This window comes from Streptomyces sp. HSS9-12, assembly GCF_054963655.1.
This window is the reverse complement of the sequence record NZ_JBUEGC010000043.1, coordinates 25,904-45,748: the sequence shown is the minus strand read 5'-3', so window position 1 is coordinate 45,748 and position 19,845 is coordinate 25,904. Positions and strand designations below refer to the sequence as shown.

15 protein-coding genes are annotated in these 19,845 nt (G+C 69.3%); 12 read left to right on the top strand and 3 right to left on the bottom strand.

Features of this window, described 5'->3' with window-relative positions:
- Window positions 1-34: 34 nt before the first annotated feature.
- The 4 genes from ACY34J_RS21670 to ACY34J_RS21655 all read left to right on the top strand — a co-directional run bounded on the left by ACY34J_RS21670 (window position 35) and on the right by ACY34J_RS21655 (window position 4,344).
- Window positions 35-1,255, top strand: coding sequence for an ABC transporter substrate-binding protein (locus ACY34J_RS21670; protein ID WP_462728172.1), 1,221 nt, complete (start codon window positions 35-37; stop codon window positions 1,253-1,255).
- 49 nt (window positions 1,256-1,304) lie between these two features.
- Window positions 1,305-2,258: a carbohydrate ABC transporter permease gene (locus tag ACY34J_RS21665; protein ID WP_462728171.1), complete on the top strand. Its 954-nt coding sequence runs from the start codon at window positions 1,305-1,307 to the stop codon at window positions 2,256-2,258.
- Window positions 2,258-3,091, top strand: a complete 834-nt coding sequence (locus tag ACY34J_RS21660; RefSeq protein WP_462728170.1) for a carbohydrate ABC transporter permease — start codon at window positions 2,258-2,260, stop codon at window positions 3,089-3,091. The genes ACY34J_RS21665 and ACY34J_RS21660 overlap by 1 nt, the downstream gene beginning before the upstream one ends.
- A gap of 62 nt (window positions 3,092-3,153) precedes the next feature.
- Window positions 3,154-4,344, top strand: coding sequence for an ABC transporter ATP-binding protein (locus ACY34J_RS21655; RefSeq protein WP_462728169.1), 1,191 nt, complete (start codon window positions 3,154-3,156; stop codon window positions 4,342-4,344).
- A gap of 7 nt (window positions 4,345-4,351) precedes the next feature.
- On the opposite strand, the gene ACY34J_RS21650 is transcribed toward ACY34J_RS21655, so the two are convergent.
- Genes ACY34J_RS21650 through ACY34J_RS21640 form a run of 3 tightly spaced genes read right to left on the bottom strand, consistent with a single transcriptional unit; the run spans window position 4,352 to window position 7,928 of the window.
- Window positions 4,352-6,664 (bottom strand): ABC transporter permease, encoded by a 2,313-nt coding sequence (locus ACY34J_RS21650; protein WP_462728168.1) that lies wholly within the window; start codon window positions 6,662-6,664, stop codon window positions 4,352-4,354.
- Between the two features lie 5 nt (window positions 6,665-6,669).
- On the bottom strand, window positions 6,670-7,425 hold the full coding sequence (locus ACY34J_RS21645) for an ABC transporter ATP-binding protein (RefSeq protein ID WP_462728167.1): 756 nt from the start codon (window positions 7,423-7,425) through the stop codon (window positions 6,670-6,672).
- Window positions 7,422-7,928 carry a PadR family transcriptional regulator gene (locus ACY34J_RS21640; RefSeq protein ID WP_462728166.1) on the bottom strand — a complete coding sequence of 169 codons (507 nt, stop codon included), beginning with the start codon at window positions 7,926-7,928 and terminating at the stop codon, window positions 7,422-7,424. The genes ACY34J_RS21645 and ACY34J_RS21640 overlap by 4 nt, the downstream gene beginning before the upstream one ends.
- Window positions 7,929-8,099: 171 nt before the next feature.
- Between ACY34J_RS21640 and ACY34J_RS21635 the strand changes: the two genes are divergently transcribed.
- The 8 genes from ACY34J_RS21635 (at window position 8,100) to ACY34J_RS21600 (ending at window position 19,736) form a co-directional block, all read left to right on the top strand.
- Complete coding sequence (locus ACY34J_RS21635; protein ID WP_462728165.1) at window positions 8,100-9,377, top strand: ABC transporter substrate-binding protein; 1,278 nt, start codon at window positions 8,100-8,102, stop codon at window positions 9,375-9,377.
- A 187-nt stretch (window positions 9,378-9,564) separates the two neighbouring features.
- Window positions 9,565-11,265 (top strand): glycoside hydrolase family 13 protein, encoded by a 1,701-nt coding sequence (locus ACY34J_RS21630; protein WP_462728164.1) that lies wholly within the window; start codon window positions 9,565-9,567, stop codon window positions 11,263-11,265.
- A 44-nt stretch (window positions 11,266-11,309) separates the two neighbouring features.
- Entirely contained in the window at window positions 11,310-12,629 is a 1,320-nt protein-coding gene (locus ACY34J_RS21625) for an ABC transporter substrate-binding protein (protein WP_462728163.1), read from the top strand.
- 9 nt (window positions 12,630-12,638) lie between these two features.
- Window positions 12,639-14,006 (top strand): ABC transporter permease subunit, encoded by a 1,368-nt coding sequence (locus ACY34J_RS21620; protein ID WP_462728162.1) that lies wholly within the window; start codon window positions 12,639-12,641, stop codon window positions 14,004-14,006.
- Window positions 14,003-14,950 (top strand): carbohydrate ABC transporter permease, encoded by a 948-nt coding sequence (locus ACY34J_RS21615; RefSeq protein ID WP_462728161.1) that lies wholly within the window; start codon window positions 14,003-14,005, stop codon window positions 14,948-14,950. Before ACY34J_RS21620 ends, ACY34J_RS21615 begins: the two co-directional genes overlap by 4 nt.
- A gap of 224 nt (window positions 14,951-15,174) precedes the next feature.
- Window positions 15,175-16,578, top strand: coding sequence for a glycoside hydrolase family 16 protein (locus ACY34J_RS21610; protein WP_462728160.1), 1,404 nt, complete (start codon window positions 15,175-15,177; stop codon window positions 16,576-16,578).
- A gap of 541 nt (window positions 16,579-17,119) precedes the next feature.
- Window positions 17,120-18,169, top strand: coding sequence for a LacI family DNA-binding transcriptional regulator (locus tag ACY34J_RS21605; protein WP_462728159.1), 1,050 nt, complete (start codon window positions 17,120-17,122; stop codon window positions 18,167-18,169).
- Window positions 18,170-18,425: 256 nt separating this feature from the next.
- Window positions 18,426-19,736: an ABC transporter substrate-binding protein gene (locus ACY34J_RS21600; protein ID WP_462728158.1), complete on the top strand. Its 1,311-nt coding sequence runs from the start codon at window positions 18,426-18,428 to the stop codon at window positions 19,734-19,736.
- Window positions 19,737-19,845 lie beyond the last annotated feature (109 nt).

Below are 19,845 nucleotides of genomic sequence, written 5' to 3'. Positions count from 1 at the left end.
CCGCGGATGGCAGCGGACTGTTGCCACACTGCCCTTGCTGGCGGCGCCGCTGGCCGCGTGCGCCGGCGCCGAGCCGACCGGCCGCGCCACCCTCAACTGGTACGCCTTCGCCGAGGAATCGGGCGCGTTCCAGCAGGCAGCCGACCAGTGCGGCCGGGCTTCGGGCGGCCGCTACACCATCAGCTACAACAAGCTGCCACGGTCGGCGGACGGCCAGCGGCAGCAACTCGTACGCAGGCTCGCTGCCCATGACACATCGTTGGACATCCTGGGTCTCGATGTGACCTGGGCGGCGGAATTCGCCGAAGCCGGCTGGGTCCTTCCGTGGACCGGGGCGGACCGGCGGCAGGCCACCACCGGCACGCTGCGCGAACCGCTGCGGACGGCGATATGGAAGGGCAGGCTGTACGCGGTCCCGTTCACCACCAACACGCAGCTGCTGTGGTACCGCAAGGACCTGGTCCCCACTCCGCCGAAGACCTGGGCCCAGATGCTCGACATGGCCCGCGATCTCGCCCGGAAGGGCAAGCCGCACTATGTGGAGATCCAGGGGGCCCAGTACGAGGGGCTGACCGTCTGGTTCAACACGCTCGTGGAGAGCGCCGGAGGGTCGATTCTCACACCGAACGCCTCAGCGCCCGCGCTGGGTGCGCCGGCGGTCAAGGCTGCCCGGATCATGCACGATCTGGCGACCTCGCCGGCGGCGGACCCCTCGCTGTCCAACCAGATGGAGGACCAGAACCGGCTGGCCATGGAGTCCGGAAGCGCGGCATTCGAGCTGAACTACCCGTTCGTCCATCCCTCGATGAAGGCGAACAACCCCGCGCTGTTCAAGCACTTGCGCTGGGCCCCCTACCCGAGGGTGGACGCCGACCGGCCATCGCGGCCGACCGTCGGCGGCCTCGATCTGGCGATCAGTGCCTACTCGCGCCACCCCCGGCTGGCTTTTGAGGCGGCGCTGTGCCTGCGCAACCGGGAGAACCAGTTGACCGCCGCCATCAAGGGCGGCCGCCCGCCCACCCTGCGCGAGCTGTACTCGGAGCGGGCGTTCGTTTCCGACTCCCCGTACGCGCCCGCGGTGCTGAGGGCACTGGAATCAGGAAGCGTACGTCCGCAGACCCCCGCCTACCAGAACGTCTCGATCGCGATCTCGCACACCCTCTCGCCCCCAGCCACGATCAAGCCGGTGAGTTCTGTCGCCCGTATCGGACGCCAGATCGACGACGCCCTGAGATCCGAAGGGCTGATCCCATGAACCACCCCAGCACATCCACCGATCCCGCAGCAGCTCCGGGGAGACCGTGATGAACCGCCGGACGGTACCGGCCGGTTCCGCACCGCCCGGCCGGCTGGAGAGGCGACGGCAGGCGGCGAAAGCACTGTCCGCGGGGGCACAGCAGGAGCGCCGGCTGGGCTGGCTGCTGTGTGCTCCGGCAGTCGTCGTCATGCTCGCCGTGACCGCCTACCCCATCGGGTACGCCGTCTATCTCTCTCTTCAGCGCTACGACCTGCGCTTCCCCGCCATGGCTCAGTCCGTCGGCCTGCGCAACTACCAAGCGGTGCTCTCCTCGGACTTCTGGTGGCAGGCGTTCTGGGTGACCGTGCTCATCACAGCCGTCTCCGTGACCGTCGAGTTCGTCCTCGGCATGGGACTGGCCGTGGTCATGCACCGAGCCGTGTTCGGTCGCGGCGCGGTACGGACCGCGATCCTGATCCCGTACGGCATCGTCACGGTCGTCGCGGCCTTTTCCTGGCAGTACGCCTGGACGCCCGGCACCGGCTACCTGGCCGGCCTGCTGCCCGCCGGCAGCGCGCCGCTGACCGACCGCTGGCAGGCCATCGGCCTGATCATCCTTGCCGAGGTGTGGAAGACCACCCCGTTCATGGCCCTGCTGCTCCTCGCGGGACTGGCTCTGGTCCCGGAGGAGACGCTACGGGCCTCCATGGTCGACGGCGCGTCCGCCTGGCAGCGCTTCCTGCTGGTCACGCTGCCGCTGATGAAATCGGCGATTCTCGTGGCGCTGCTCTTTCGCACCCTGGACGCATTCCGCATCTTCGACAACATTTATGTGCTGACGGGCGGTTCCAACGGCACCGGATCCGTGTCGATCCTCGGATACGACAACCTCTTCACCGCCCTCAACCTGGGCATCGGGTCGGCGATCTCGGTGCTGCTCTTCATGTGCGTCGCCGCCATTGCCTTCACCTACGTCAAGCTGTTCGGCGCGGCCGCACCCGGCTCGGAGGTGGAACGCTGATGGCTGCCGTTGGCGAGCGCCACGCGGTGGGCTGGGGCATCACGAATCTGGTGGTCGTGGCCTACGCCCTGTTCCCGGTGTGGTGGATCATCGCCCTGTCATTCAAGGAACCCAGCACGCTCGCGGACGGCAACTTCGTCCCAACGAAGTGGACCTTCCAGAACTACCGGGGGATCTTCCAGACCTCCGAGTTCACCCGCGCCCTGGTCAACTCGATCGGTATCGCCCTGATCTCGACGGTGGTCGCGGTGGCCCTGGGCACTATGGCCGCCTATGCGGTGGCCAGGCTGCGGTTTCCCGGCAAGAGGCTGCTCATCGGCATGTCGCTGCTGATCGCCATGTTCCCGCCGATCTCGCTGGTTTCGCCGCTGTTCAATATCGAGCGCATCCTGGGGATCTTCGACACCTGGCCGGGGCTGATCATCCCGTATATGACCTTCTCGCTGCCGTTGGCGATCTACACCCTGTCGGCCTTCTTCCGGGAGATCCCCTGGGATCTGGAAAAGGCGGCCAAGGTCGACGGCGCCACGCCCGCGCAGGCGTTCCGCATGGTGATCGCTCCGCTGGCCGCCCCTGGTGTGTTCACCACCGCCATCCTCGTCTTCATCCACTGCTGGAACGACTTTCTGTTCGCCATCTCGCTCACGTCCACCACCGCCGCCCGCACCGTGCCGGCCGCGATCGCGTTCTTCACCGGAAGCTCCGAATTCCAGCAGCCCACCGGATCGATCGCCGCGGCCGCTGTCGTCATCACCGTCCCCATCATCGTGTTCGTCCTGCTGTTCCAGCGGCGCATCGTCGCCGGACTGACCTCCGGGGCGGTCAAGGGCTGACCGGCGAGCACCGGACAGGCGCGAGAAGCAGGTCATCGACCAGAAGCAAAGGAGCCACGGCCGTGGCCGAGATCATCCTCGAGGGGATCACCAAGCGCTTTCCGGACGGCGCTGTCGCCGTCAGGGACGTCAACCTCGATATCGCCGACGGCGAGTTCGTGATCCTTGTCGGGCCATCCGGATGCGGCAAGTCCACGACCCTCAACATGATCGCGGGCCTGGAGGACATCACGGAAGGCACGCTGCGTATCGGCGGCCAAGTGGTCAATGACAAGTCGCCCAAGGACCGTGACATCGCCATGGTGTTCCAGAGCTATGCCCTCTACCCGCATATGAGCGTCCGGGACAACATGGGCTTCGCACTGCGACTGGCGAAAGTCGACAAAGCCACCATCCGCTCCAAGGTCGAAGAGGCAGCGCAGATCCTTGATCTGACAGAGCATCTGGACCGCAGGCCCGCCAACCTCTCCGGTGGCCAGCGGCAGCGGGTCGCCATGGGACGGGCGATCGTACGCAATCCCAAGGCGTTCCTGATGGACGAGCCGCTGTCCAACCTCGATGCGAAGCTCCGCGTCCAGATGCGCACGCAGATCTCCCGGCTGCAAAAGCGGCTCGGCACCACCACCGTCTACGTCACGCACGACCAGACCGAGGCGATGACCCTCGGAGACCGCGTTGTGGTGCTGCGCAGCGGCATCGTCCAGCAGATCGGGACCCCTCAGCACCTCTACGACGAGCCCCGCAACCTCTTCGTGGCGGGGTTCATCGGATCACCGGCCATGAACTTTCTCCGCGCCACGCTGGAAGAGACCACCCTGCACACCTCGCTGGGCGACCTGCCTCTCGACGACCGGACGCGACGGGCCCTGGAACGGCAGAACGCCCCGCGCGAACTCATCGTCGGACTACGGCCGGAGGACTTCGAGGATGTGCAACTGGCGGACACCAGCCGGGGAGGCCATGCCTTCACCGTCACCGTGGATGTGCTGGAGTCCCTGGGCTCGGATGTCTATGTGCACTTCACGGAGGAGTACGGAGCGGCCGCGAGCGTGGAACTGGAGGAGTTGGCGGCGGACTCCGGAAGCAGGGACACCGGGGCTCGGGCCCATCAGATCGTGGCGCGGCTCCCAGCGGTCACCGGCGCCCGCGAAGGCCGGCCGCTCGAACTGTGGGTGGGCACGGCGAGATTCCACGTCTTCGACCCGGCGACGGGGGCCAACCTCACCCACCCGGAGCACACCGGCCGCGCTTAAAGGATTCTCAGAGGCTGTCGCTCAGGGTGTCCGCGAGTCTGCGGCGGGCCGCCTTCGCGGCCGGGAGCGTGGAGGCGGCGACCGCGAGCACCACCCCGGCCACCACGAGTAGCAGCAGCGAGCCCAACGACGGCGTGGCCGCGATGCCCGAGCCGATCCCACTGGAGCGCCCCTGCAGGTCGATCAGCCAGTCCGAAGCGGCGACGCCAAGGGCGGTCCCGGCCACGGCGGCGGTCAGCGCGGTGAACCCTGACCCGGCCACGATCACCGCCGTCACCTGACGCGGACTCAGCCCGATGGCCTTGAGGGCGAGCAGGTCGCGCCTGCGGTCGCGTACCCCGGCGCCCACCGTGGTCGACAGTTCGGCCAGGCCTATCAGTACGAGCACCGCGACCAGCCCGATGATGACGCCGCGCACGGCCGAGAGCCGGTCGGCCGGGTTCGGCACCTCCCGTACATCCAGCCGCCCGCCCGAGGAGTGCACCAGCGCTGCGCTCACCGCCCCCTGGTCGGCCCCTGGCCGCAGCGCCACGCGGTAGAAGTCGGGCTGCAGTGTGTCGTCGCGCTCCCGCAGGGTGTCGATGGTCGTGGAGACCACCCGGCCGCCGTCCTCCGGCTCGATGTTGCGCCCCACGATGTGCAGGACCTGGGGGCGCCCTTCGACGGTCATCCGTACCCAGTCGCCGACCTTGATGTTCAGCAGGTCGAGCAAGCCTTGGCCGGCGACCGCCTCGTCCGGGCCGCGGGCGGCGCGGCCTTCGGCGATGGGGAAGGGGTACGGATCCTTGGCCGTGCCAAGGGCGCGCAGCGTGATCGTCCCGGTCTGGCCGGGGATCAGCGCCTCGACTTCGACACCCGGATAGGCCGCGGTCACATCCGGCTCAGCGGTCAGCAGCTTCCGCGCCGCGGCATCGCCGAGTTCGTCCCCGGCCCGGGCCGTGAGGCCGGCCGAGAACCCACCCTGTTCAGGGTGGCGTTCGAAGCGGTCGAGGGTGGTCCAGGCCCCGAGCGCGACCGTGATCAGCAGCAGCGGCACGGCAAGCCGGCCTACGGCCGCCCAGGAACGTACCGGCCGCTGGAAGGCTCCGCGCCAGCCGAGCACCAGGGCGGGAGGTATGCGCAGGCCGAGCGCCAGCCGGGCAGTTCGGGACATACGGCGCCCGGCGGGCAGCGCCGCGCGGGCGATGGGCACCGGCGGTACGCGGCCGGCGCGCCATGCGGCGAGGCCGGTTGCCGCGCCGATGAAGAGCACCGCCCCGGATGCGATGGCGAGCGGGGCCCAGGCGTGGCCGGGCAGCGACTGCCACAGCCCCATCGCCTCCCCGAGCTGTCCGGGGAGCTTGGCCCCGAGCGTCTCGGTGACGACGGCCCCGAAAGTGACGCCGGACAGCGCGAAGACGAGGTGCTCGACAAGGAACATGCGCACGACCTGCGCGGGTGTGAACCCGATCGCCTTGAGGACGGCGATGTCCCGCAGATGGCCGTGAACGCGGGTACTGATCGCCCCGACCAGGGCGAGGGCCGCGGCCAGCAGGGCACCGAGCCCGAAGAGGCCGAGAAGCAGCCCGAGGAGCCGGTTGTCGCCCTCGGCATCGGCTCGCGCCTGCTGCCAGCGTGAGACGGCGGCGACCTGGTCGGCGCCGAGTTCGGTGACCGCCCGCTGGACCATGAAGTCCGTGTCGTCGGGGTTTCGCAGGCGTAGCCCGATCGTCTGGCCGCGCTGCTCGCGGTCGGGTTCGATCCGGTTCAGAGTGCCGCGGAGAACCCAGCCCACGCCGGGGGTCTCGCCGGACCTGTAGGTGCGCTCGGCGGTGTCCGCGATGCCCACGACGCGCAGGGTTCGTACGGTACCGCCGGTGCCGCGGACGCCCAGGGAGTCGCCCGGCTCGGCCCACAGCGCAGTGGCGAGCGAGCTCTCCAGCACGATGCCGTCGGCCGTCCCCCGGTCCAGCCAGCTGCCCGTTTCGATCAGCGGGCGGGCGGTGCCCGGCGGCCGGGAGCCGGCGGCGCGCAATTCGACGGAGGCTTCCGTGCCGCGCAGCCCAACCGTCGCCCGCGCGGTCTGGAACGGGCCGGACACAGCCTTGACGCCCTCCAGCTCGCCCAGCTTGCCGGTGTCCGCGTCCTGCCCGGCGCGGATCCACACATGGGCCCCGGAGGTCTGGGTGAACAGCCGCTGCCAGGGGTTGGTCGCGTACGCGAAGAGGGCGCCGGCCAGCAGCAGGGAGGCGATCACGCCGGCCGTGGCGAGGACGATGAACGCAGCCTCGCCTCGGTGCGTCCGCAGGTCCGCGAGCGCCCAGCGCACGGTGGCTCGCACCGCGGTCAGCCCTTCAGCTCGAGGACGTCGGCCACGCCGCCCCCGCGCCGGTCCGTCCCCCCGCCGAGGGCGGCGTCGTCCACGATCTGGCCGTCGAAGAAGCTGATGACCCGGTCGGCGGCACTGGCCATCCTGGCGTCGTGGGTGACGAGCAGGATCGTCTGGCCCCGCCGGTGACAGCGGGACAGCAGGCGCAGGACTTCGCGGGTGCCCTTGCTGTCCAGGCTGCCGGCGGGCTCGTCGGCGAGCAGCAGGCTCGGCTGGTTGATCAGGGCGCGGGCGAGCGCCACCCGCTGCTGCTCGCCGCCGGACAGCTCACCGGGTGTGCTCTTCTCCTTGCCCTGAAGGCCCAGCTCGGCCAGCAGCTCCTCGCGGCTCGCCCGGGCCTGCCGCGGGGAGCGGCCCGCCAGCAGGGCGGGCAGCTCCACGTTGTCGGCCACGGTCAGGTTGGAGACCAGGTTGAAGAACTGGAAGACGATGCCGATGCTGCGGCGGCGCAGCTCGGCCCAGCGGGCCTCGCTGTAGGAGTCGACCTGCCGGCCGTCGAGCCAGATGCTGCCGCTGTCGGGACGGTCCAGCCCGCCGATGAGATGGAGCAGAGTGGACTTGCCGGCTCCGGAGGGCCCGGTGACGGCGACGAACTCCCCGCGCTCCACGCGCAGGTCGACACCTCGCACCGCCCTGACCTCGTTGCCCTCCGCCCGGTGCGTCTTGACCAGGCCCTCTGCTCGGACTATGGGCGGGGCGTCGTCGCGGCTCATTCCAACTCCTCCTGACAACGCTCCAGCCAGTCGAGGTCAGCCTGCAGATGCAGCATGGCTCCCTCGATCAGCAGCTGTGCGATCCGGTTGTCCCGGTCCTCGGCCGCGGCCAGCTTCGACAGGTCGCGCATGGTCTTGAGGTACTGGCGGCGCTGCTTGTTGATCAAGGCGATCTGGTCGGCCATGCCCGACTCCGGGGCGAGGGCGAGCTTCATGAAGAACTCGTCCCGCACCCGGGCTTCGTCGGTGGGCTCCTCGAACCAGGCGGCAACCGCCTCCCGTCCCGCGTCGGTGAGGCGGTAGATACGCTTGTTCGGCCGGCTCGACTGAGAGACTTCTTCGCCCTCGATCAATCCGGACTTTTCGAGTCTGCCCAGGGTGACGTAGATCTGCCCGATGTTCGGCTGAGGGTACGCGGCGCCCAGAAGCTTCTCAAGGGCCTGCTTGAGCTCATAGCCATGAGCCGGCCCGCTTGCCAGAAGCGCCAGGAGCGGAAGACGCACTCCACCCCTCCTCCTCCCCCGCGATACCTGCTCGTTAGGGGATCTCTTCCGGCTTGTGACCGGTCCGACCTCTAATCTTGCTGACATGTCTAGTATCCCGCATGGCTAACCGGTATACAGGTGCCGGACGTCGGGCACCGTGGGCCGACGCCGGTGCACGAGGAGGAACCTATGCGGTGGGCGCGAGCCGCGGCCAGGGGCCTCCTGGCGGCGGTGCTGGTTGTCGCGTGCCTGACCACTGCTGACACCCGCCTCAGTGAGCCGGCGGGCCACTCCGGCGGCAGAGGGCCGATGACCCTGGTGACGGGCGGGGACCTCACCGGTTATCTGAGCGGGGTCCTGGCGGACTGGAATCGCTCGCACCCGGCGGAGAAGGTCACGCTCGTCGAGTTGCCGGATGCCGCCGACGAGGTCCGGGCTCAGATGGTGGAAAGTCTGCGGTCCGGCAGCGACCGCTTCGACGTCCTCAATATCGATGTGGCGTGGACCTCGGAGTTCGCCGCGGCGGGCTGGATCGCTCCGCTCGACGCGCACCGCTTTCCGCTGAAACGGTTTCTGCCGCCGGTGGTGCAGACCGCCACCTTCGGCAAACGCCTGCACGCTGTCCCATATGTAACGAACGCGGGTCTGCTCTACTACCGCAAGGACATCCTGGACCGGGCCGGCAAACAGCCGCCGCGCACCTGGGCGCAGCTGCGACAGCTGGCCAAGGAGGTCGCTCCGCCGTACGGGCTCGGCGGCTACGCGGGCCAGTTCCTGCCGTACGAGGGGCTGACCATCAACGCCGCGGAGGCCATGCAGTCCGCGGGTACGGGCATCCTCGCCCAGGAGGGCGCGAAGGTCACCGTGGACACCCCGGCCGCGCGCGAGGGGCTGTCCTTCCTGGCCGACGGGGTGCGCGAGGGCTGGATCCCCAGGGGGGCGCTGACCTTCAAGGAGGAGGAGTCCCGGAAGGCGTTCCAGGACGGCCGGCTGCTCTTCCTGCGCAACTGGCCGTATGTCTACTCCCTGGCGAACGGTCAGCAGTCGGCGGTCGCCGGAAAGGTCGGCGCCGTACCGCTACCGGGTCCGCACGGCCCCGGTGTCGGCATCCTCGGCGGTTCCAATCTCGCGATCAACGCCAACTCGCGGCACCAGCAGTCGGCTGCCGATCTGATCGCCTATCTGACGAGCGAGCCGGTGCAACACCGGGTCCTCACCGAGGGATCACTGCCGCCCGTGTGGGCCGATCTGTATACCGATCCCGCGCTGGTACGGCGCTTCCCGTACCTGCCGACGCTCCGTGAGAGCGTTCTGTCGGCCAAGCCGCGCCCCAAGAGCCCGCGGTACGACCAGGTGAGCCTTGTCGTCCAGGCCGTGGTTCAGGATGTGCTGGCGCAGCGGATCTCTCCCGAGGGGGCCGTGGAGCGGCTCACCCATGAGCTGAAGGCCATCGCCGACCGCAGCTGACCCCACTTTACTACCTACATGTTAGGCAGCAGCCCATCTCTGGAGCCCCCTGAGACCTGGACATATAGCGGAAATATAGCGCCAGCTTCTGTGCGACCCGTTGACACCTGTTCGTCATGCCTACATAACATGCATGCACAACAGCGGCTGAAGTCCGCACGCTCCACGTCAGAACAGGTCCTCGGGAATGCTCATAGCCACGGCCGGCAGCGGCCCCTCTTCCAGCTCCTCGCCGTCCTACCCCGCCTCGGCGGACGGCACCGCTCCGCGCCGCTGGTGGCGAGACGCCGTCATCTATCAGGTGTATGTGCGCAGCTTCCTGGACAGCACCGGGGACGGCATCGGGGACCTGGCCGGAGTCCGGGTGGGGCTTCCCTACCTCAAGAAGCTCGGCGTGGACGGCATCTGGCTCAGTCCGTTCTATCCCTCCCCGCAGCACGATCACGGCTACGACGTCGCCGACTACTGCGGCGTCGACCCCGTGTACGGCGACCTGGACGAGTTCGACCGCCTGGTCGCCGATGCCCACCGGCTCGGGATGAAGATCCTCATAGACATCGTCCCCAACCACTGCTCCAGCGCACACCCGTGGTTCCAGGCGGCGCTGGAGGAAGGTCCGGGCAGCCCCGCCCGCGAGCGCTTCCACTTCGCCGCAGGCCGCGGCGCGAACGGCGAACTGCCCCCCAACAACTGGCACGCCATGTTCGGCGGTCCCGCCTGGTCCCGCGTCCAGGAGCCCAACGATGAGCCCGGCCAGTGGTACCTCCACCTGTTCACCCCGGAGCAGCCCGACCTCAACTGGCGCAACCCGGCCGTGAGCGCGTACTTCGACAAGGTGCTGCGGTTCTGGCTGGACCGCGGGGTCGACGGCTTCCGCATCGACGTGGCCGCCGGGCTCTACAAGCACCCCGAACTCCCCGACTCCCCCGACCCCGCCGCCGACGAACGCACCCGGGACTCGGTCAACCCGCTGGCCTGGAACCAGCCCGAGGTGCACCAGGTGTGGCGCGACTGGCGCGCGGTGTGCGAGGAGTACACCGCCCGCGACGGGCTCGAGCGGCTGCTGGTCGGCGAGGTGTCCGTGCCGAGCGCCCGCGAGCACGCCGCGTACGTCCGCCCTGACGAGCTCCACCAGGCGTTCTTCTTCCACCTGCTCAGCGCCGAGTGGGACGTCGACGCCTTCCGGCAGGTCATCACCGAGGCGATGCACGACATCGCGGGGACGGGTTCCACCGTCACCTGGGTGCTCAACAACCACGACCAGGTCCGCAGCGTCACCCGGTACGCCGGTGAACCGACCGGCGAGGCGAGCGGACTGGGCGCGGCCCGTGCCCGCGCGGCCGCCCTGCTGATGCTGGCGCTGCCCGGGGGCGCGTACATCTACCAGGGCGAGGAGCTGGGGCTGCCCGAGGTGGTCGATCTGCCGGACGAGGTCATCACCGATCCGATCTTCCGCAGGACGGGCAGCCGGCTGCGCGTCCGCGACGGCTGCCGGGTGCCGCTGCCCTGGTCCGGTCACGCCTCCCCGTTCGGCTTCACCGCCAGCGACACCGGGGCTCGGCCGTGGCTGCCGCAGCCCGAATGGTTCGCGGAGCACGCCACCGAGCGGGCCCTGGCCGACACCACCTCGTTCTGGCACCTGTACCGCGACGGACTGCATCTGCGCCGCGGTCTTCCCCAGCTCGGTGAAGGCACCCTGCGCTGGCTGGAGTCCCCGCCGCAGGTCCTCGCGTTCGTCCGCGGCGACAGCCTTGTCTGCGCGGTCAACTTCGGCACGGAGCCGGTCCCGGCCCCAGTGCCCGGCACCCCCCTGCTGGCCAGCGGCGAGTGCCCCGCCGGAACGCTCCCGGGCTCCACCGCCGCCTGGTGGATGAGCGACCAGTTCTGAATCTCCCTGCTCTCAACTCCTCTTATCCCTGAAGGGACAGCACCATGAGACGACGCACAGCGGCATCGAGCGCGGCAGCGATCGGCCTCCTCCTCACGGCCACCGGCTGCGGCGGAACCACTGGCCCGGCCTCCGCCGGCAGCCAGGAGCTGAAGGGTCAGACGGTGACCGTCGCCGGAGTGTGGACCGGCGTGGAGCAGAAGAACTTCAAGAAGGTGCTGGACGCCTTCTCCGCGAAGACCGGCGCCAAGACCACGTTCATCTCCACCGGCGACAACGTCTCCACCGTCGTGGGCAGCAAGATCGAAGGCGGCAACGCACCTGATGTGGTGATGGTGCCGCAGGTCGGTGTGCTTCAGCAGTTCGCCGACAAGGGCTGGCTCAAGCAGCTCTCGGCCACGACGTACGAGCGGGCCGGCATCAACTTCGCCCCGGTGTGGCGGGACTACGGCACGGTCAACGGCGAGTTCTACGGCCTCTACTTCAAGGCCTCGCACAAGTCCACCGTCTGGTACAGCCAGGACGCCTTCGACCAGGCCGGCGTCACCCCGCCGAAGACCTACGACGCGATGCTGAAGTCCGGCAAGACGATCGCCGATTCGGGACTGCCCGCCTTCTCCGTCGCCGGTGAGGCCGGCTGGCCGCTCACCGACTGGTTCGAGAACATCTATCTCTCCCAGGCCGGAACCAAGAACTACGACAAGCTGGCCGCTCACCGGATCCCGTGGACCGACCCCACCGTGGTCAAGGCCCTGACCACCCTGGGCAAGCTGTTCAAGGACAAGAACCTGGTCGCCGGAGGCGGAGCCGAGGCGCTGCGCACCGACTTCCCCGAGTCCGTCGAGCAGGTCTTCGGCAACAAGCCCACCGCGGGCATGGTCTACGAGGGCGACTTCGTGGGCGGCCTGATCTCGGGTCAGTTCAACAAGAAGGTCGGCGAGGACGCCAAGTTCTTCCCCTTCCCGGCGGTCGATGGCGGCAAGGCACCCGTGGTCGGCGGCGGCGACGCGGCCGCCGTGCTCAAGTCCGGCAAGAACCCGGAAGCGGCCATGAAGCTGCTGGAGTACCTGGCCACGCCCGAGGCCGCGGAGGTCTGGGCCAAGGCGGGCGGCTTCATCTCGCCGAACGAGAAGGTGGACCTGGCCGCGTACCCGGACGACACCACCCGCAAGACCGCCCAGTCGCTGGTGAAGGCGGGTGACTCGGTCCGGTTCGACATGTCCGACCAGGCCCCGGCCGCCTTCGGCGGCACACAGGGCGCAGGCGAGTGGAAGCTGCTCCAGGACTTCCTCCGCGACCCGTCCGACCCCGCGGGCACCGCGCGCAAGCTCGAGGCCGCGGCCGCCAAGGCGTACAAGGGCTGAGAACTCTCCATGTCTGTCACCACCTGTCAGGTGCCGCCCGCGAAAGCGGGCGGCACCCCGCCGCCCCCCAACCCCCGCCGTCGCGCAACCCGGCGACGGCGGCTGATCGCGGGCGCGTTCCTGCTGCCCGCGCTGCTGCTGCTCGGTGCCCTGGTCGCGTACCCGATCCTGTTCTCGGTCGGCCGCAGCTTCTTCGACGCCTCGGGGACGCAGTTCGTCGGCACCGAGAACTACGCCGAGATGTTCCGCGACCCGGCGACGCTCAAGGCCATCCGCAACAGCACGTTGTGGGTTGTCGTCGCCCCGGCCCTGCTGACCGGTCTCGGCCTCATCCTCGCCGTGCTGACCGAAAAGGTGCGCTGGGCGACCGCCTTCAAGCTGTTGATGTTCATGCCGATGGCGATCTCCTTCCTCGCCGCGGGCATCATCTTCCGGGTCGTGTACGAGCAGGACCCCGCACGCGGCGTCCTCAACGCGGTCGCCGTCGGCGTCCACGACTCCTTCTCCGAGGGGTCGGCGTACCCGAACGCCCGGGCCCGGACCGGCCACGGGCTTCAGGAGGGCCGGGACGGCTCGTACCGTACGGCCGCGGACCTCGGCCCCGGCCGGACCGTCTCCCTCGGCTTCGTCGGGATCCCGCCCAAGGATGTGCCGAAGTCGGCGAAGCCCGCCCGGAAGGCCGCGGCCGCGCCCGCAGGCGACCGCGAGCTCCGCGGTGTGGTCTACCTCGACTTCACGCGCGGCGGAGGCGGCCGTCCGGGCAAGGTGGACCCGGCCGAGCGCGGGCTTCCGGGCATGACGGTCGAGGCGGTCCACGGCGGCAAGGTCGTGGGCGAGGCCACCACCGCGGCCGACGGCTCGTTCCGCTTCGCCGATCTGCCGGCCGGCTCGTATGCCGTCCAACTGCCCGCGAAGAACTTCGCCGAGCCCTATCAGGGGATCGCCTGGCTCGGTCCGGCCCTGGTCACACCGGCGATCATCGGCGCGTATCTGTGGATCTGGACCGGATTCGCCATGGTCCTCATCGGCGCCGGGCTCGCCGCGCTGCCCCGGGACGCCCTGGAGGCCGCTCGGATGGACGGCGCCAACGAGTGGCAGATCTTCCGGAAGATCACCGTCCCGCTGCTGGCGCCCGTCCTGGGTGTGGTCTTCGTGACCCTCGTGATCAACGTGATGAAGGTCTTCGACCTCGTCTACATCATCGCCCCGGGCCCCGTGCAACAGGACGCCAATGTGCTGGCCATGCAGATGTGGCTGGTCTCCTTCGGCGGCGGCAACAACCAGGGTCTGGGCAGCGCGCTCGGGGTGCTGCTGCTGCTCCTGGTGGTCCCGGCGATGGTCTTCAACATCCGACGTTTCCGCAGGAGCCAGTCATGACCGCCCACGGTGCTCTCGTCGAGAAGGACGAGCCGACCGCCCAGGTGCCCGCTTCACGCACCCGGTCCGCTCGCCGCTCCGCCGCGCGTGTCAAGCGGGGGCCGAGCGCGTGGCTGGCGCGGCAGCTCAGCCGCGGCCTGGTGCAGGCAGTGCTGATCGTCATCGGACTGATCTGGCTCACCCCGGCGTTGGGGCTCTTCCTCTCCTCGCTGCGCTCGGAGCAGGACAATGCCACCAGCGGGTGGTGGACCGCCTTCACCAGCCCTGAGCGGCTGTCAATCGACAACTACACGGCCCTGCTGCACGATGCCGGGATCATCCAGGCGTTCTGGAACACCGTGCTGATCTCGGTCCCGGCGACCCTCGCGGTCGTCGTCATCGCCGCGCTCGCCGGATACGCCTTCGCCTGGCTGGAGTTCCCCGGCCGCGACTGGATCTTCCTGCTGGTCGTCGCCCTGCTGGTGGTGCCGGTTCAGGTCGGCCTGCTGCCGGTGGCCAAACTGCTCGGCGCGGTGGGGCTGTTCGGCTCGATCCCCGGCGTGGTGCTCTTCCATGTCGCCTACGGACTGCCGTTCGCCATCTTCCTGCTGCGGAACTACTTCGCCGAGATCCCGCGCGAAATGCTGGAGGCGGCACGGATGGACGGTGGCAGCGAGTGGCGGATCTTCACCCGGCTCATCCTGCCGGTCGGCAGGCCCGCCATCGCCAGCCTGGCCATCTTCCAGTTCCTGTGGGTGTGGAACGACATGCTGGTCGCGCTGATCTTCGCGGACAGCGAGTCGCAGCCGCTCACGGTGGCACTGCAGTCCCAGATGCGGCAGTTCGGCAGCAATATCGGGGTGCTGGCACCAGGAGCGTTCCTGTCCCTGATCGTGCCCGTGGTGGTCTTCTTCGCCTTTCAGCGCCACTTCGTACAGGGAGTCATGGCCGGATCCGTGAAGTGACCGGCGGCAGCCGGCACAGCCGCGACCACCGGCCATAGAAGGGGTGAACAACCCAAAACCACCGGGGCTTTGCGTTCACTTGTTGAAGCGCAAAGCCCCGTTTTCAATAATCTCGACCACATCTCTTGCCGTCCCGGCTCCGGGGGAGCACAGTGTCCGGCAACCCAGTGTGAGAGCGCTCTCAATCGCATGGCCCCCACCCTCCCAAGAGAGGTCCCATGAGCATGAGTGCAACTCCCGTAAGACGAGGTCCCCATGGGCGGGCGGTCCTCGCAGCCGTCACCGCACTCCTCGTAGCCGCGGCAGCGGCCGTATCGCTGCCCGCGCAGGCCGCTGTGCCACCGGACCCGCCGGGCTGGACGTCCGTCTTCCGTGATGACTTCAACGGGCCTGCCGGTACGGGGGTGAACACGGCCGACTGGCAGTACACCACTGGTACCAGCTACCCGGGCGGCCCGGCCAACTTCGGCACCGGCGAAGTCGAGACGATGACCTCCAGCACCTCCAACGTCTCGCTGGACGGGGCAGGGAATCTGCGCATCACCCCACTGCGCGACGGATCAGGGCAGTGGACATCGGGCCGGATCGAAACCAGGCGGTCCGACTTCCAGCCTCCTGCCGGCGGCAAGCTCCGCGTGGAGGCGCGGCTTCAGATGCCGAACGTGACCGGTTCCGCCGCCAAGGGTTACTGGCCTGCCTTCTGGATGCTGGGCGCCCCGTACCGCGGCAACTGGTGGAACTGGCCCGGCATCGGCGAGCTCGACATCATGGAGAACGTCCAGGGCATCAACAACGAGTGGGCCACGATGCACTGTGGCACCAGTCCCGGCGGTCCGTGCAACGAGACCTCCGGCATCGGCGGCCAGCGCGCCTGCTCACCGACGTCCTGCCAGGCCGGCTTCCACACCTACGCCCTTGAGTGGGACCGCAGCACCAGCCCCGAGCAGATGCGCTTCTACCTCGACGGCGTCAACTTCCACACGGTCCGCGCCGACCAGATGGACGCCGGCACCTGGAAGGCCGCGACCGATCACGGCTACTTCATCATCCTGAACGTCGCCATGGGCGGCGCCTTCCCGGCGGCGTTCGGCGGCGGGCCGGACGCCGGCACATCCCCCGGCCACCCCCTCACCGTCGACTATGTCGCGGTGTGGCAGAGCACGAGCGGCGGCCCGGGCCCCTCGCCCACGCCGACGGACCCGCCGCCGTCGGGCAACCGCGACGCGTACAGCACGATCCAGGCCGAGTCATGCGACCAGCAGTCCGGTCTGACCACCGAGTCCGCGACGGACACCGGTGGCGGGCAGAACGTGGGCTGGGCCGCCCATGGCGACTGGGCGCTGTACCGGAACGTCGACTTCGGCGGGACGCCCGCGAAGCAGTTCTACGGCAGGGTCGCCAGCGGGGCGGCCGGTGGCGTCAGCGGTCTGGTCGAGGTACGGCTGGACAGCCGTGGCAGCGCACCGATCGGCAGCTTCGCCGTCGCCAACACCGGCGGCTGGCAGAGCTGGAAGACGGTGCCGGCGAACATCAGCGCCGTGACCGGCAAGCACGATGTGTACCTCACCTTCGCCAGCGGCCAGCCTGCCGACTTCGTGAACGTCAACTGGTTCGACTTCGGCCACTGACCCGGCCCCGGGGCGGGCGTGTGCCCACAAGGCCGCCCGCCCCCGGCTTCACTCCCGAACCCGGCCCGAACCCGGCCCGAACCAGGAAGGCAACCATGGCCGCAACCCGCAACCGCGGCGCCGGGCAGCCTCGTCCGGCCGCATCCCCCACTGCGCTCCGCAGGCTGCCAACCCGCCGACCGCTGTGACGCTCGGCATCGGCTGGTAACCGTACGGCAGGCCGACCGCTTCCCCCTGACAGGAGCGGCCGGCCTGCGCCGCCCGCCGCAGATGTCAGCCTCCGCCTCGACCGGCGGCGTAAAGGGTCGAGACGGAGGCGTCGGGGCCGGAGGGGTGGGGGTCCTGGACGCAAGAGTGTGGCCAGGGCCGCCAGGCCCGAGGGCGCGCAGTCCAGGACCCCCACCCCGGAGGCCGCCCGGCGCCGGCACCAGCCACCCGGAAGCCCGCCGCAACCAGCCCGCGGCTGGGAGCGCTCTCATCAATGGTGGCAAGCGGATACGCTGCCTCATAGCGCCGTCGCCCGCCGCAGAGGAGAAAGTCGTTGTCCGACCAGACCGCTGTGCCGCGCCCGACACTCGAGTCCGTGGCCGCACGCGCCGGGGTCTCCCGGGCCACCGCATCGCGCGTCGTCAACGGCGGGGCCGGCGTCCGCGAGCCGCTGGTGGAGCGGGTGCGCAAGGCTGTCGAGGAGCTGGGATACGTCCCCAACCAGGCCGCCCGTACCCTGGTGACCCGGCGGCACGAAGCCGTGGCCGTCGTGATCGCCGAGCCCGAGACACGGGTGTTCTCCGACCCCTTCTTCGCCCAGCAGGTGCGTGGCATCAGCAGGGAGTTGACCGCGCACGATTCGCAGCTGGTCCTGCTCCTGGTCGAGGGGGCGAGCGACTACGAGCGGGTGGGGCGCTACCTGGCGGGCGGCCATGTCGACGGGGCGCTCGTCTTCTCCCTGCACACCGACGACCCGCTGCCGGAGATCACCCGCCGGGCGGGCCTGCCCACGGTATTCGGCGGACGGCCCGGCTGGTCCCCGGCGAAGGGTGACCGCAGCACCCTCTACGTCGACTGCGACAACCGGGGCGGCGCCCGGGAGGCGGTACGGCATCTGGTGTCGCTCGGCCGCGGGCGCATCGCCCATATCACGGGCCCGCTCGACCAGACCTCGGCGATCGACCGGCTGGACGGCTTCCGTGACGTGATGCTCGACGCGGACCCCCAGCTGATCGCGACGGGCGACTTCACCCCGGACGGCGGTGAACGCGCCATGGCGGAACTTCTGGACCGCTGTCCGGACCTGGACGCCGTGTTCGCGGCCTCCGACCTGACGGCATCGGGGGCGCTGCGCGTACTGCGCCGGCGCGGCCGCCGAGTACCGGAGGACGTGGCGGTCGTCGGCTTCGACGACATGGCGGCGGTCGCGGAACAGACCGATCCGCCCCTGACCACGATCCGGCAGGACATCGAGGGCATGGGCCGACTGATGGCCCGGCTGCTGCTGCGCGCTGTGGACCAGCACACACCGGCGCAGCCCCAGGCCGGGGCCCTGACCTCGGTCATCACCGAAACCCACCTGGTACGCAGGGCGTCCGCCTAACGGCCCCGAGGGGGGCGTGCTTGCCGGCAATCCGTGCCGCGCTGGTCTGGTCTCAACCTGGCGCGCTGGTTGGCGAGTTGAATGGTGACCTTCCGGAGCGCACCGGCTTGACGGCCCTTCAGGGTTCCGGGCTCGGCAATACCAACTGTTACGCGTTCACATCTTGACGCCGGGAAGCGGGCACGGCAGCCTCCTGAGCACTGCATGAGAGCGCTCTCAATTCCTCGGTCCCCACCCGAAGCCAGAGGAGGCTTCCATGCCCATCCCCCGAGCCGCCAAGCGCGCCGCCACCCGTATGGGTGCCGTGCTGCTCACCGGGGCACTGCTCGCCGGCTGCGGATCCGGCTCGTCCGGCACCAGCGCGGGCGGAGCCGACGGTGACCGGATCACCCTGACGATCGACCTCTTCGGCACGTTCGGGTACAAGGAAGCCGGCCTGTACAAGAAGTACGAGAAGCTCCACCCGAACGTCACCATCAAGCAGACCGACACTGAGAATGAGGCCGACTACTGGCCGGCTCTGCAGACCCGTCTCGCGGGCGGCGGCGGACTCGCCGACATTCAGGCCATCGAGGTCGGCCGTATCGCGTCCGTCACCCAGCGCCAGGCCGACAAGTTCGAGGACCTGAACCGCTTCGGCGCCAAGGACCTCAAGGACCAGTACGCGCAGGCCAAATGGTCGGCGGCCACCACCCAGGACGGCCACGTCCTGGGCCTGGGCACGGACATGGGCCCCGAGGCCATCTGCTACCGCACCGACCTGCTGAAGAAGGCAGGCCTGCCCATCGACCGCGACGTACTCGCCAAGAAGTGGTCCACCTGGGACGGTTACCTGAAACTGGGCAAGCAGTACCAGGCCAAGGCCCCCGCCAAGAGCGCCTGGATCGACTCCGTCGCCAGCCTCTACCAGATCATGATGGGCCAGGAGACCGAGCGCTATTACAACGCCTCCGGAAAGCTCATCTACGACTCCAACGCGGCCGTCAGGACCGCCTGGAACACCTCGGTCAAGGCCGCGCAGGACGGTCTGAGCGCCAAGCTCAACCAGTGGTCCCCCGAGTGGAACCAGGCCTTCAGCTCGGGTTCCTTCGCCACCCTCCCGTGCCCCGCCTGGATGCTGAGCTACATCAAGGGACAGGCCGGCGAGAAGGGCAAGGGCACCTGGGATATCGCGACCCTTCCCGGCGGCAAGGGCGGCAACTGGGGCGGCTCGTATCTGTCGATCCCCAGAGCTGCCAAGCACCCCAAGGAGGCATATGAGTTCATCACCTGGCTGACCGCCTCCGAGCAGCAGGCCGAACTCTTCCGGCAGCAGGGCATTTTCCCGTCCAATATCGGTGCCATCAGCAAGGTGAAGGACATCAGGGACCCCTACTTCAGCAATGCGCCCACCGGTGAGCTCTTCGGCGCCGCCGCCGAGAACTCCCCCGTGCAAGTCCTCGGTGTCCATGACGGCGATGTGACGACGCAGATCACCAACGCCCTCGCTGAGGTCGAGAAGAAGGGCGTGTCATCCGGCCGGGCCTGGAGCAGCGCCCAGAAGGGCATCAAGAACGCTCTCGGCTGACCCCCCGACCGCTTCGGGTCCGGGCCGCCGCCGCCCCCGCGACTGTCCACCCGGCCCGGCCCGGACCCGAAGCAACCAGTCATGACCTCAACCGTCCCGACGCCGAAGG

What these genes read in the sequence shown, in the direction of transcription:
- ACY34J_RS21635 (WP_462728165.1), top strand. Translation starts at nt 8,100, where the DNA reads ATGCGGTGGGCGCGAGCCGCGGCCAGGGGCCTCCTGGCGGCGGTGCTG.
- ACY34J_RS21665 (WP_462728171.1), top strand. Translation starts at nt 1,305, where the DNA reads ATGAACCGCCGGACGGTACCGGCCGGTTCCGCACCGCCCGGCCGGCTG.
- ACY34J_RS21625 (WP_462728163.1), top strand. Translation starts at nt 11,310, where the DNA reads ATGAGACGACGCACAGCGGCATCGAGCGCGGCAGCGATCGGCCTCCTC.
- ACY34J_RS21615 (WP_462728161.1), top strand. Translation starts at nt 14,003, where the DNA reads ATGACCGCCCACGGTGCTCTCGTCGAGAAGGACGAGCCGACCGCCCAG.
- ACY34J_RS21660 (WP_462728170.1), top strand. Translation starts at nt 2,258, where the DNA reads ATGGCTGCCGTTGGCGAGCGCCACGCGGTGGGCTGGGGCATCACGAAT.
- ACY34J_RS21620 (WP_462728162.1), top strand. Translation starts at nt 12,639, where the DNA reads ATGTCTGTCACCACCTGTCAGGTGCCGCCCGCGAAAGCGGGCGGCACC.
- ACY34J_RS21600 (WP_462728158.1), top strand. Translation starts at nt 18,426, where the DNA reads ATGCCCATCCCCCGAGCCGCCAAGCGCGCCGCCACCCGTATGGGTGCC.
- ACY34J_RS21610 (WP_462728160.1), top strand. Translation starts at nt 15,175, where the DNA reads ATGAGTGCAACTCCCGTAAGACGAGGTCCCCATGGGCGGGCGGTCCTC.
- ACY34J_RS21645 (WP_462728167.1), bottom strand. Translation starts at nt 7,425, where the DNA reads ATGAGCCGCGACGACGCCCCGCCCATAGTCCGAGCAGAGGGCCTGGTC.
- ACY34J_RS21630 (WP_462728164.1), top strand. Translation starts at nt 9,565, where the DNA reads ATGCTCATAGCCACGGCCGGCAGCGGCCCCTCTTCCAGCTCCTCGCCG.